The organism is Bacillus sp. R86525, from assembly GCF_042466195.1.
In the GTDB taxonomy this organism is placed as follows: Bacteria; Bacillota; Bacilli; order Bacillales; family Bacillaceae_G; genus Bacillus_A; species Bacillus_A nitratireducens.
Genome location: NZ_JAXHPX010000007.1, coordinates 336607 through 349543, shown reverse-complemented (window position 1 = coordinate 349543; position 12937 = coordinate 336607). Strand labels below are relative to the sequence as shown.

Sequence of the window (12937 nt, the reverse complement as noted above, 5' to 3'; positions counted from 1 at the left end):
AAGTGAAAGGGGGTGATAAACATGGCAGTTGAAACAATCGTAATGGATTTAACTTTACGCCTTGTATTAAACGGAGGATTAGACAAAAACGGTAAAACAGTTTTAAAGAACAAACAATTCAAACGCGTGAAAACAAATGCAGATTTAGGCAAAGTGCATGAAGTAGCACGTGCTCTTGCTTCACTACAACAATCATCACTTCAAGCTGTACAACTTGTAAGCACGTCAGATCTTTCTAACCTGTAAAGTGAAACTTTAATCAGTGGGGGTTTTGCTCATCCCCACTGATTATTATCCCGCACCAATCGGGCGGTTGCGGGATAAATAAAAAGGAGGGAATAAAGCATGCAAGTACTAGAGTTAATTTTCGTGAAAGAAGATGGAAAAACAGTTGCCTTTTCTATCGAAAATCCCATCACACCAGTAAATGAACTAGTCGTAAATCAAGTAATGGATACCATTCTTTCTTCATCTGTATTTTCATCCATTGGTGAAAATACTCGTAAAAAAGGGGCTCGCCTCATAGAAAAAAACATATCTGAAGTTCAAATTACTCCGTAAATCAAAAAGACGAACCTGCATTATTTTGCAGATTCGTCTTTTTTCTTCGGCATTTCAATCGGGATAAAGATGTTTGAAAAACCAACGCAAACATACTTATAATTCTCTCCGCCTACATCAAACTCTGTCTTATATGTCGAGAAGAAAATATAATCATTTCGCTTTGTATAATGATCGATTAATAATCCAACTTGTGGCTCAACATACTTATTTGCCAATTTCTTTCCCGCCGATGCTATATCGCCAAGTATACCCTCTTTGTTTTCTTTCTCAACCTCGTCTAGCTTCTTACTTACATCATTACGCTTCATAAATTGTTTTGCTGCCCAATCCGTATATTCTCCCTTACCCGGATTACTATTTGCTAAATAAACTAAGAGAACAACAGCTAGAACCATAATAATAATATACTTTTTCTTCATGCTATATCACCGCCTACTCTTTTCTATTTTCATATATATGTACAAGCGATGCAAATTAGAAAGACTATCATCTATTGATTGTAAACGAACAGTAAAAATTTACAATACGCAACAGAAGATTAATAGTAACTTTACATAATTCGTATATAATTATATATGAATTAATTTCTATAAGGGAGGATTTAGAATCATGGATAATGAAAATGATATTTTTATTTCTCGTTCTACAATGATGCTCGAACCTTGCAAACACCCTTATTACCGGACAAAAATTATTGACAGTAGCGGTGATCCCCTGCACTCTTGCCAAACAGCTATCCAACTCATAAAGAAATCTTGTCTAACAAATGTTCATTCTACTTATCAAGGTAGACGGCATGCAGTCCAAGCAAACTTTAATTTCAAACGAAATGTTCCGATTCCAATTAATCATAGAGAATATATTTGCGTTTTCCCAACAGAATCTCCTTCTTCTCCAAACTGTATATGGTTGTTCTATAACCATATAGATGATATAGAGTTTTCTAGGAAAACTAAAACATCGATCATTCATTTTTCAAATGGAACTACCGTAACAATACTAATCAGTCCTCATAAGTTGCAGCAACAATTCTTGAAAGCTGGGCATGTATTATCCCGAATGAACATGAAAGATTCACTACACGTAAAAAACCTCTTGCCACATTTACTGTATTAAAGTAAATAGAATGGAACGCAATATTTGCCTTGCCTTCCATTCTATTTATTATTCTTATCCCCTTACACTATCTCGCATTTTCTCAAGCGCTTGTCGATATAACCACCTCACTTGATAATACGCCATCCCTATTTCATCGGCTATCTCCCCCATATTTTTCCCTACAAAGAACCGCTCTGAAATGATGTGCTTCTCCTTATCATCTAACACACTCATAAAGTCCTTCGCTCTCGTTCCTGCATCTTCACACTCAAATCGTTCCTCATACTGATCGGTGCATACATACCTCTCTTGCACTACGCATTCTTTCTTCAACCTCTCCAATATATAACCACGTACCGTTACAACCGCATAAGCAGGAAAACTACCTTTCTCCTCCTCATATCTTTCATAAGCATGCCAAAGACCAATTAGACCACATTGATAATACTCCTCATAATCTTGGTAAATATTTAACCTCTTTATTTGATTTACAATCATACCTTCATACAAAACAACCGTATCTGCAAAAGTCGCTGGCTTCACACAGTACCCGTTTCTAAAAGGTATACCTCTTCGTTATTCCGCGGTACCTTTACAATATAAAAAGGAAGAGAAAAATTCATTGTGAGTAATTTCAACTACTGCTGCCGGAATTTGAAATTACACTAGGCAGAATTTGAAATTCTACTGGAGGTATTTGAAATAGGGGTGAAAATAAAAAAGGTGACTCTTGGGAGAGCCACCTTTTCAAAATAACATATTACTTACCAAAGCCAGAGAACATACCGCCTAACATACTAAATCCAATTGTAAGGATAAAGAATATAGAAATTAAAATTGTTGCCTGTTTTTTACTTAAACCGGCAACTATATGCAGGCCTATACCAGTTAAAATTAAGCTCCAAATGTTAAAGACTTCAAATGCAGAACCAATACCATATGCAATTGTTCCCTGTTCAAATAGAGGTCCTAAACTTGTATATTTATCAGTGCCATTTCCACCAAGAATATACCCTAAAGCTACATTAAGAAGACTACCGAGATAAAAAACAACATTAGCATAAATATAAATAGATAATATCTTCATATATGGAGTATCATTGCTCATAAACATCATAATTACTTTATAAAATCCTGCTACTACAAAAAGACCAAAAGCTGTTCCAACTAAGCCTCCAATGGCCCCAAATCCAATTGTAGTTCCTTTCACTATCCCCGCCGTATCATCCTTAAGCACCTTTGCCAAATCCGGAGTATTAATTAAACTTAAATAAGCTGCCGCTGCTGCTAAGATTGTCCCCATTAAAAGAAATAAGAAAAATCCTCCCCAAACTGGGCTTTTCGTCTTCATTCTCTCAAACTGTAAACCTGGAGAAGTAATCATTCCAAATAATGACGGCTTCTTCGCACCTTCATCTTGCATATTAATATTCGCTTCCATTATAACGCCTCCCTCTATTTATATAGCCCGTTCTAACGGGCGGTTCACATCCTCATTTAGAGGCTACGAACCGCCCACTAGAACGGTAATGTGTAGTAGAGACTCCCTCTACTACAACTTATTCATAACGCAGTGCTTCAATCGGATCTAACTTCGCAGCTTTGTTTGCTGGAATTAATCCGAAAATAATACCTAGTGTCATAGAGAACAGTACGCCTCCAACGACAACTTCCCATGAAACGAGTGGTGGCCATTTTGCGAATGTAGAAACGATATATGCCCCACCATATCCAAGACCAATTCCGATTAAACCACCTAGAAGCGTTAACATAACGGCTTCAATTAAAAACTGTAATAAAATTTTACTACGCGTTGCTCCAAGTGCTTTACGTACCCCAATTTCACGCGTACGCTCCGTTACAGATACGAGCATGATGTTCATAACTCCAATACCACCAACGACTAATGAAATACCAGCGATACCGCCGATGATCATCGTCATGATATTAGTAACTTTAGAAACATTTTCTTGGAATTCTTTTAAATTCACCAGTTCATATTTACCTGGAATTTCACTTGGCTTACGACTATTTAATACATCGATAGCTTTTTTCCCAGCTACTTCTAAATTGTCTACATTTTTAGCTTGAATTGCGATATTTTGAATATTATCTGTTCCGTATAAAACAGGCCATAACGTAAGGGGGATTAACGCTTCTTCCATTTCAAATCCCATAAACTCATTATCAGATCTATACACACCAATAATTTGCATTGGCTGCCCCTTCATCTCAATAATTTGTCCAACTGGGTTTACGTCCTTAAATAACGTCTCTTCTGTTTTTGTACTAATCATCACAACGTTATTTGCATGAGAAATATCTGATTCATTTAAAGTACGTCCCTTTACGACCTTTACTTTATTAACTGCAAAATATTCATTATCAAGACCAATAACATTCAGATTTGCTTTTTTATCATTTACATCAAGTACCTCTGAATTCTGATTTGTCGTAATAACGTGTGAAACATCTTTCACTTGTCTTACTTCTAGAATATCTTCTTCCGTTAACTTCGGTATTTCAAATCCACCCATACTAAACTCATCATTAATATCCGGTTTAAACTGAATTGGCATAAGGTTATTACCGCCAGAACCTGCGAATTTCGACTTCAACATCGCTTCCCCGCCTTGCCCAATGGCAACGACAGTAATAATAGAACCTACACCAATGATAATACCGAGCATCGTAAGAGCAGATCGCAATTTATGAGCTAGAATAGAAGATAAGGCGATTTTTATACTATCTAGTAAACTCATACCGCACACCTTCTATCTTCTGTAACTTTCCCGTCTCGCAGTACAATGCGGCGAGACGAATAAGCCGCCACTTCCTCTTCATGCGTAACCATAACAATTGTCGTACCTTCTGCATTAAGCTTCGTGAAAATGTCCATAACTTGCTCACCAGACTTCGTATCAAGCGCACCTGTCGGCTCATCTGCCATAATGAACGTTGGATTATTCGCAATCGACCTCGCAATAGCGACACGCTGCTTCTGTCCACCTGATAACTCATTCGGTAAATGATGAACTCTGTCTGACAAACCAACTTTACCAAGTGCTTCCAGAGCTCTTTGACGACGCTCTGCCTTTTTCACGCCGCCGTATACGAGCGGAAGTTCAACGTTTTCTACTGCTGAAAGACGTGGCAGCAAATTAAAATGCTGAAACACAAAACCGATATATTCATTACGAATTAAAGCAAGCTTTGACTCGTCTGCTGTTAAGATATTCACATCATTCAGCATATATTCGCCTTCTGTTGGACGATCTAAACAACCGATAATATTCATAAGCGTTGATTTACCAGAACCAGACGGCCCCATAATCGAAACGAACTCACCGCTTTGAATCGTTAAACTAATACCGTGCAAAATCGGCACTGCCAATTTTCCTTGATAATACGTTTTAGCAATATTATTTAACGTAATCATTTCTCTTTCACTTCCATTCCGTCATACACGTCGTCGGAAGGATTTTTAACCACCTTTTGCCCCACTGTTACGCCTTCAACAATCTCTGTCCAGTCTCCATCAGTAGAACCTTTTTTCACATTTTGTTTACGAAGCTTTCCTTTCTCTTCAATATAAACAAATGCATCTTCGCCTTTTTCTACAATGCTCTTACTTGGAACAGCAATCATCGTCTTATTCTCTAAATTTACTTGCAGAGAAACGTGATAACCTGGAGATAAACCATCTTGGCTATCAAGGCTTGCCTTATATGTATATTGAGACATATTTTGAGTCGCTTCGCCTACACCACCAGCTTGAGCCATCTCTGCACTCGTTGGGAATTCACTTACCTCTGTAATCTTACCTGTCCACTTCTTCTTATTATTTGCTTTCGCAGTTACAGTGAACGTTTGATCTTTTTGAATTTGTGACTTCTGAAGCTCAGTTAACGTCCCTTGAACTTGGAACGGGTCTTTAGAAGCTACTTGTAAAAATGCTTTTCCTTGGCCACCTAATGCTTGAGATGAGCTTTGCGCTGCATCTTTATCTAACTTTTGAACAACACCAGCAAAATTACTATAAATCGTAAGCTCTTTCTGCTTTTTATTTAACTCTTCTTTTTGTAACTTCCCTTTCTCTTTCTCGAGGTCAGTTGTCTTTTGCGCCATCTCCAGCTCACTTACTTGCTCTTCCATCGGATCTGTTACTTCTTTCCCAGCTCCGCTATCTTTCGCCTTCTTAATTTCTTTCTTCAGCGTATCGATTTTCTTTTTCCCCTGATCATAACGCATATCCGCCATCTTCTGATCAAGCTCAGCTTGCTTCATTTGCAAATTAATCTCTTCATTATCATAAGAGAATAACTTCGTACCTTTCTCTACCTCTTGTCCTTCTTTCACTGCGATATCTTTCACTTTTCCTTTAGTCGGATCTGCATAGAAACTTTCAATATTCCCTGGCTTCACCTGACCCGAAATTAACTTCGTATTATTAAGCTTACGCTCTGTCACTTTCTCAAAGCTTACAGCATCAGCAGATGTTGATGCCCCCTTCTTCTTGCCTTGCATAATAAAAATATTAACTGCTGCTACAATAACAATTAGTGCAATAACCCCGATAATAATCCATTTCTTCTTCTTGTTTGGAGTACGAACCGTATTTGGTAACATATTCTCTCTCCTTTTATATCTTAATAGTTTAATAGATATTCAATTGTATAAAACTTTCCGAAAATTATAACCATACTTACATTGTTACACTCATTTTACAAAGTTTTACACAATCATTTATATTGTAACAAAAATACCAATGATTAGAAATATGACATCCTATCTTTTAAGATAGTTTTAAGGAAAAGAAAAATCCAATTTAAATTAGTCTTTTTGTATTTAGACGATACATTTTCATCTTACACAACATCAATTTCATGCTCCCTCATTTTGTCATATATATTTGACATTTTATTTATCCAAGTGTAAAGTGTCATATATACATGACACTTTGGTACACGAAGCCTACAACTATTAATAGGAGGTTTATATTTGAATAACGTTAAAAGCTATCGAAAATCTGAAGGCCTATCTCAGCTAGAATTAGCTAAAAAAGTTAATGTGGCTAGACAGACAATAAACTTAATTGAAAACAATAAATATAATCCTTCTTTAGCTTTATGTATCGAATTAGCAAAAGCGCTAAAAACAGATTTAAACAGCCTATTTTGGGAGGGAGATTAAATGATGAAAATTGAATGGAAAGAAAGAGTTTATAATAATTTTATTGGAACAATTAGTGAAAGAGATGAGTATCAAAGACAAGAAATCAATAAAGAATTGGCTATAGCTGGAATTGGTTTATGGTGGTTAAATATGTTGGTAATGCTTATTATGTTACTCGTCGATACTATGAACCATACAATATCTATAGGTACTATATTTATTTTTCTTATTAATATGATTTATGCCAATTACTTGACTTTTAAATTCAAAAAGAAGGGTCTAAATGATACTGAGTGCGCAACAGAAGAAGAGTATTTACAACATAAAAAAACATTAAGAAAAGCTGGCTTAAAAGCAGGTGTACTTTGGGGCTTCCAAATGTTTGTTTTTATGAATTATATCCTTCCCTATTTAGGTTCAGAAGAAATCTCGGTTTCTTTATTTAATGTTGTGCTTTACTGCTGTGGTGGCGGATTTTTTGGTCTATCCATGTATATAGTCGGTTTATTAAATCTAAAAAAATTATATTAAGTAACTAGCCCCTCAGTAACTGAAAGTACTATTTATTATATAAGCGATTTACACATAAAACTTTAATTTTACATATGATCGTCCTTTCAATTATTAAAAAAGCGATCCAAAATAATGATTGGATCGCTTTCCCGAATAAACTATTATGCTACTTTAGGACCTTTACTCTCATGTCCACGTTGAACGATAAATAAGAATACTGTTGATAAAATACCGCCTGCTAGTAGTAATATGAAACAGCCATCCCAGCCAGAACGATCAACAATAATACCAATTGCTGCGTTTGCTACAAGACTTCCACCTACATAACCGAACAGACCACACATACCAACTGTTGTACCTACTGCGAACTTCGGCACTAATTCCATTGCACTTAAACCAATTAAAAATTGTGGTACGTAAATTAAACACCCGATAATAGAAACTGCAATACTTACAACAAGTACGCTAGATGCTTGCCAATATACAACCGTACCAACAACAACACCAGCCATACTCATAATACATAATGGCATACGTTTTCCTTTAAATAATTTATCACTTAAAAGACCAACGATTAATGAACTTGGAATCGCCATCCCTTCAAAAATCGCGTATGCAGCATGTGCTTCATTTTTTGAAAAACCTTTAACTGTTGTTAAATAAAGCGGAACCCAGTTAATAACACCGAAACGAATTAAATAAACAAATGCATTCGCAATACATAAATACCAAACGAACTTATTTTTCACTACATATTTCATTAAAATTTCTTTTGGTGACATCTTGTTAGCATTATCTGCTTTTTCAAGATTTTCATAGTCATTACGATACTCATCAATTGGAGGAAGACCTTCAGACTCTGGTGTATCCTTCGCATTGATCCAAACAAGAACTGAAATTACCATTGCGATAATCGCTGGGAAAATAAACACGCCGCCTTGCCAATGGTTTTCACCAAAAATACCTACACCAATTCCAACAAGTGGTGGCACAAGCATTCCGCCAACGTTATGTGAAATATTCCAAATACCTGTTTTCGTACCACGTTCTTTCTTCGAGAACCATTTCGTCATAACGATACTACAAGGTGGTGCTCCCATACCTTGTACAATACCGTTCAGGACAAGTAATGTAACGATCATTCCAAATGAAGATGCAAACCCGAAACAAATATTTACAAGCCCTGATAAGAATAATCCGACTGCGATAAAGCGCTGGGCAAAAGCTTTATCTGATAAATTCCCCATAAAGAACTTACTAAATCCATAAACAATCGCCATTACTGAACCTAGTAGTCCAATTTCAGCTGTACTAAAACCATATTCTTGTACTAAATACGTACTTGATAACGTAAAGTTACTGCGCACTAAATAATAAGCAGCATATCCAACTGAGATTCCGATTAGCACACGAATACGTAGTAATGTATATACTTTAGCGATCATATCCGCTGGTAACCTCTCAATTGCAGGTGCTGGCTTAAGCCATTTAAACATATACTCTCGTCTCCTTTTCTCACTTTTGAGAGAGACGCTGTCTATTCCATATCTCGATTATTCCACTATTTGATATATTTTTGTTCGTTCTTCTAACTGGCTGACCTTCTATCTCTTTTTGGTTCTTCGCAAACATCGTTGGTACGCCAAACGAAACTTTTTCTAAAATGTGCCCCGCTTCTTCTGATAAACAATAATCAATAAATAAGTCCGCAATAAAACCACTCGGTGCACGCTTCAGTTTCGAAATCGCATTAACAGATAACCCTGTTTGCTCAGGTTCGTTACTTAAAATAGGAAAGCCTCGCTTTTGAAGCATTCTCTGATCTCCCATAAAATTGATGCCTACCATATATTCACCGCTCGCAACCAGTTCTGCGGGCATATAACCATTCACCGTTACTTCACCAACTTGCCTTGCAAGATTCTTAACATACTCTTTCGCTTCTTCTTCACCTAAAGTATCAATAAGTGCTTGAAACAAAGTATATGCTGTGCCAGAAACATTTGGATCAGGCATTGCAATCTTACCCGTATATACCGGATCTAATAAATCTTGCCACCTTGATGGATATGGAAGACCGAGCGGCGCTATTTCTTCATTCCACCGCTCTTTATTAATCGCGATTGCTAGTTTCTCCACTTCATAACCGTACCAATAACCATCTTTATCTTTAACAGACTTTGAAATACGGTTCGCATGCTGGGTCGTAACAGGAATAGAAAGGTTCTTTTGCTTCATCATTTGATGCGCATCTACTGTACCGCCAATAATAATATCCGCTTTCGGATTCCCAGCTTCCTCTTCTACTCTCCGAAGAAGTTCTTCTGTCGATAGGCGAATAAATTCATATGTACACCCGCGTTGTTTACAAAATGATGAAAGCAAAGCTTCACCAACTTCCTCGCGGGCTGCTACATACGCAACGAGATGACGATCATCCAAAATAGGGAGACCACTTTTATTATATTTAATAGAGGTTGTATCTCGAGAGCAACTAGACATCGCTCCTCCGATTACTAGCAAAAAGAAGAAAAAGGCTATCTTTCTCATGACACATTCTCCTTTACAAGGAATTCTGCTAGGGAGCCCTTCATATACATGACATTCCCGTTATTATCACCGAGATATTGCACAACAAAGTACGATGGATACACAGAAATAGTTAGAATATCCTCCCGCTCATTCTTTACACGCTTGCCTGTTTTATAGGCAGTAATATAAGCAATCGGCTCATTCTGTGATTGTAATAATTTCTGAATTTCTCCGTAATCTGTAATTTGCTTTGCGTATCGAATAGAATCAAATATTTGCGTAAGATCTATAGTACGTATTACATCCCCTTGCCTCACTACAACTTCCTTTGCCTCCGCAAAGAAATTACTAATGCGCTCTGGTGTATAATACAGACTTAACAAATACGTTTGCAATGCTGAGATCATCGGATCCGTACCATTCTTTCCGTATACATTAGCCTCATACTGGAACAAGTCACCTACTGCAAAAGTACGTTTATGTCCATTCAAGTACGTTACTTCTCCAGTAAATACTTGTTCTTGATTCCTCGCTTCTCTCGGTTCTATTCGAATTCGGTCAAAGAATGAAACAATCGTATGCAAACGAACTTCATCCGTTACAACAATTTCTCCCCACTTCTCATGCCTTACCTTCACTTCAGTAGGAAGGGATTCATTCACTCTTTGTAAAACGGCTTGTTTGTCATCCACAATCGTGATTCGATTATATATTTGCTTCTCAATAACATAAAACAAAATAAGAGAAGCAATCATACAAAAGACAAACATAAGAATTTGAAATGATAGCCTTTTCATTTCTGCCTACCTCCAAGATAAAAAAACGTTGTTTCGAAAATACCGCATAATTGTTTCATAAATGTATCATTTAACCGCTTTCAAGTTTTTTATGTCTTCCATCCGTCTCGGAAGTAAAAATGTCATACATATTGTAGTTCCCATTTCTTCACTACTCTCAATTCGCATACTTCCGCCCTGCTTCTTCATAATCTCCTGACAAATGTATAAACCATAGCCATTCCCATAACTAGAAGGAAGCACCTTACCTTCCGGAGACTCATTCCATTCTGCAAGAACACCTTCATCCATACCAATACCATCATCATGAACAAAAATTTTCGCTTCCTGCTCATTTATAATTACATTCATACGAACTTGCGTAGCATCACTATATTTAATCGCATTATCAAGCACATTCAAGAAAATTTGCTTCGTCTTATCAAAATCCGCAACGATGTGTACTTCCATTAACTCATTCATAACTTCAATTTCAAACTGCTGCAACCTGAGTTTCACAATCGAAACTGCTTCTTCTGCCAATTCCTTTATATTCACGACTGTAGGCGACACTTCAAACGTACTCGTCCCGTACTTTGAAGACTTAAGTAACTCCTCAACAAGTGATAAGAGACGTTCACTTTCTACAGCTACATAACGGAGGCTCTCCTGCACATCCTCCTTCGATTGCAACTTCGGAATTAAATCAACATAACCGATAATTGCCGTAAGCGGTGTTTTCAGCTCATGCGTAATACGGTCTAAGAAATCTTTCTGTTTCTCTTTCTCTTCCTTCAGCTGCTTAATATGCAGTTCAATCCCATCAGCCATCGCATTAAAGGAGGCTGAAAGCTGTGCAATCTCCACATACTCATTCAGCTCAATCTTACTTTCATAATCCCCATTCGCGAGCCGATGTGCCATTTGCCTTAACTGATCAATTGGTTTATGAAGAGACTTCGCCAAACGAATTGCAAAGAAAATACCAGCAGCTACTAAACAAAGAGACGTCATTAAAAAAGTCCAACTCACATTTGTTAAAACTTCCTTCTCATCTGTTAACTCATTTATAAAACGAATACTCCCAATGACATCGTTTCCATAATAAACCGGACTTGAAAACAAAAGAATTGGAGCTGGGTCTCCCTCCTCGAAAACATAAGATTTCTTTCCCTTCAAAGAACTCTCAATATCAATATTCCGATGAAGTAATGCTCCTTTTTGTGTATCTGCAACAACATCTCCATTCTTCCCTATCATCTGCACCCGGACATCCATTCGCTTCGCTAAATACGAAGCAATTAAAAGCGAATTAGGACCTAACGTCTCTACCTCTGCTTCCTTCTCTAAATAATTCATCGTATAAATTTGCGCTTCCACACTTAACTTCTCTAAGGAATCCGCCGCATTATGATACACATTCTTCTCCAGTGCAATATAAACAACTGCGTATAAAAGAACAAGAATTGGAATCAACAATCCAACTATCCCAAACACCATATTTCGTTTTAAAGACATATCATCACCTTTTAGCAATCGAGCTTATAACCCACACCATAAATTGTCTTAATATACTCTCCGCTATTCCCTAGTTTCTTTCGAAGCCTTTGCACCATAATATCAACCGCTCTCGTATTTCCGATATACTCAAACCCCCATACCTTCTCTAATAGCTCATCTCTCATGAATACACGCTGCGGATTCGAAACAAACAACTGACACAAATTAAACTCTCGGTACGTTAATTGAATCTCCTGCCCTTCGGCATGTACTTTTCTCTCCTTAGGACAAATCACTAACTCACCTGCGCGAATTACTTCGTGGCTTACAGCTACCTCCTTCTTCACACGCCTACTCATATTCTTCACCCGAAGAATAAGCTCCGCATAATTAAAAGGCTTCGTCACATAATCATCAGCTCCAAGCTGAAGACCAAGTAACTTATCATTCATCTGACTCTTCGCCGTCAGCATAAGCACCGGAATATCACGATCCTTCTCTCTGAATAAACGTAATAACTCATACCCATCCGTATCAGGAAGCATCACATCTAAAATAAGTACATCCGGCTGCTCATTCCATCTCTCTAAAGCTTCTCTCCCATCAGCCGCCGTCAACACTTCATATCCTTCCATCTCTAACTGCATCCGAATCAAGTTACGAATACTCGATTCATCATCTACTACAAGTATTTTCATCATTCTCCTCCTTCCATCCTGTATTATAGTACAGTTTAGTATAGCAAAAATAAAACAAAAAAAGAGAGGGTATTGTCGAAC

16 protein-coding genes are annotated in these 12937 nt (G+C 37.2%); 5 read left to right on the top strand and 11 right to left on the bottom strand.

Annotated elements, in window-relative coordinates; translation table 11 throughout:
- Positions 1 to 21: 21 nt before the first annotated feature.
- Together SJY24_RS04135 and SJY24_RS04130 are read left to right on the top strand one after the other, a co-directional pair.
- A complete protein-coding gene (locus tag SJY24_RS04135) occupies positions 22 to 246 on the top strand; it encodes a DUF1659 domain-containing protein (protein WP_000257694.1) in 225 nt (74 codons plus the stop codon).
- A gap of 99 nt (positions 247 to 345) precedes the next feature.
- Positions 346 to 561 (top strand): DUF2922 domain-containing protein, encoded by a 216-nt coding sequence (locus SJY24_RS04130; RefSeq protein ID WP_377863833.1) that lies wholly within the window; start codon positions 346 to 348, stop codon positions 559 to 561.
- A 20-nt stretch (positions 562 to 581) separates the two neighbouring features.
- Here SJY24_RS04130 and SJY24_RS04125 read toward each other — a convergent pair whose 3' ends face one another.
- Positions 582 to 983, bottom strand: a complete 402-nt coding sequence (locus SJY24_RS04125) for a DUF4359 domain-containing protein (RefSeq protein WP_000731396.1) — start codon at positions 981 to 983, stop codon at positions 582 to 584.
- Positions 984 to 1173: 190 nt separating this feature from the next.
- Between SJY24_RS04125 and SJY24_RS04120 the strand changes: the two genes are divergently transcribed.
- On the top strand, positions 1174 to 1680 hold the full coding sequence (locus SJY24_RS04120; RefSeq protein WP_377863832.1) for a competence protein ComK: 507 nt from the start codon (positions 1174 to 1176) through the stop codon (positions 1678 to 1680).
- A 54-nt stretch (positions 1681 to 1734) separates the two neighbouring features.
- On the opposite strand, the gene SJY24_RS04115 is transcribed toward SJY24_RS04120, so the two are convergent.
- From SJY24_RS04115 to SJY24_RS04095, 5 genes are all read right to left on the bottom strand, one after another.
- A complete protein-coding gene (locus tag SJY24_RS04115) occupies positions 1735 to 2205 on the bottom strand; it encodes a sigma-70 family RNA polymerase sigma factor (protein WP_377863831.1) in 471 nt (156 codons plus the stop codon).
- A 217-nt stretch (positions 2206 to 2422) separates the two neighbouring features.
- Positions 2423 to 3103 (bottom strand): YknW family membrane protein, encoded by a 681-nt coding sequence (gene yknW / locus SJY24_RS04110; RefSeq protein ID WP_377863830.1) that lies wholly within the window; start codon positions 3101 to 3103, stop codon positions 2423 to 2425.
- Positions 3104 to 3221: 118 nt separating this feature from the next.
- Positions 3222 to 4424, bottom strand: coding sequence for an ABC transporter permease (locus SJY24_RS04105; RefSeq protein WP_377863829.1), 1203 nt, complete (start codon positions 4422 to 4424; stop codon positions 3222 to 3224).
- Positions 4421 to 5101: an ABC transporter ATP-binding protein gene (locus SJY24_RS04100; RefSeq protein ID WP_097832417.1), complete on the bottom strand. Its 681-nt coding sequence runs from the start codon at positions 5099 to 5101 to the stop codon at positions 4421 to 4423. Before SJY24_RS04100 ends, SJY24_RS04105 begins: the two co-directional genes overlap by 4 nt.
- Positions 5098 to 6291, bottom strand: coding sequence for an efflux RND transporter periplasmic adaptor subunit (locus SJY24_RS04095; RefSeq protein WP_377863828.1), 1194 nt, complete (start codon positions 6289 to 6291; stop codon positions 5098 to 5100). Before SJY24_RS04095 ends, SJY24_RS04100 begins: the two co-directional genes overlap by 4 nt.
- A gap of 372 nt (positions 6292 to 6663) precedes the next feature.
- Between SJY24_RS04095 and SJY24_RS04090 the strand changes: the two genes are divergently transcribed.
- Both SJY24_RS04090 and SJY24_RS04085 read left to right on the top strand, forming a co-directional pair.
- Positions 6664 to 6855, top strand: coding sequence for a helix-turn-helix transcriptional regulator (locus SJY24_RS04090; protein WP_377863827.1), 192 nt, complete (start codon positions 6664 to 6666; stop codon positions 6853 to 6855).
- The gene (locus SJY24_RS04085) at positions 6856 to 7368 is read left to right on the top strand and encodes a DUF3278 domain-containing protein (RefSeq protein ID WP_377863826.1); all 513 of its coding nucleotides are present in this window, start codon (positions 6856 to 6858) and stop codon (positions 7366 to 7368) included.
- 143 nt (positions 7369 to 7511) lie between these two features.
- Here the strand turns inward: SJY24_RS04085 and pgtP are convergent, their stop codons facing one another.
- The 5 genes from pgtP to SJY24_RS04060 all read right to left on the bottom strand — a co-directional run bounded on the left by pgtP (position 7512) and on the right by SJY24_RS04060 (position 12856).
- Positions 7512 to 8846 carry an MFS transporter gene (pgtP, locus tag SJY24_RS04080; protein WP_377863825.1) on the bottom strand — a complete coding sequence of 445 codons (1335 nt, stop codon included), beginning with the start codon at positions 8844 to 8846 and terminating at the stop codon, positions 7512 to 7514.
- 19 nt (positions 8847 to 8865) lie between these two features.
- Positions 8866 to 9900: an ABC transporter substrate-binding protein gene (locus SJY24_RS04075; RefSeq protein ID WP_377863824.1), complete on the bottom strand. Its 1035-nt coding sequence runs from the start codon at positions 9898 to 9900 to the stop codon at positions 8866 to 8868.
- Complete coding sequence (locus SJY24_RS04070; RefSeq protein ID WP_377863823.1) at positions 9897 to 10679, bottom strand: DUF3919 family protein; 783 nt, start codon at positions 10677 to 10679, stop codon at positions 9897 to 9899. The genes SJY24_RS04075 and SJY24_RS04070 overlap by 4 nt, the downstream gene beginning before the upstream one ends.
- A 66-nt stretch (positions 10680 to 10745) precedes the next feature.
- Positions 10746 to 12176, bottom strand: a complete 1431-nt coding sequence (locus tag SJY24_RS04065) for a HAMP domain-containing sensor histidine kinase (RefSeq protein WP_377863822.1) — start codon at positions 12174 to 12176, stop codon at positions 10746 to 10748.
- Positions 12177 to 12187: 11 nt separating this feature from the next.
- Positions 12188 to 12856, bottom strand: coding sequence for a response regulator transcription factor (locus SJY24_RS04060; RefSeq protein WP_377863821.1), 669 nt, complete (start codon positions 12854 to 12856; stop codon positions 12188 to 12190).
- Positions 12857 to 12937: the final 81 nt, after the last annotated feature.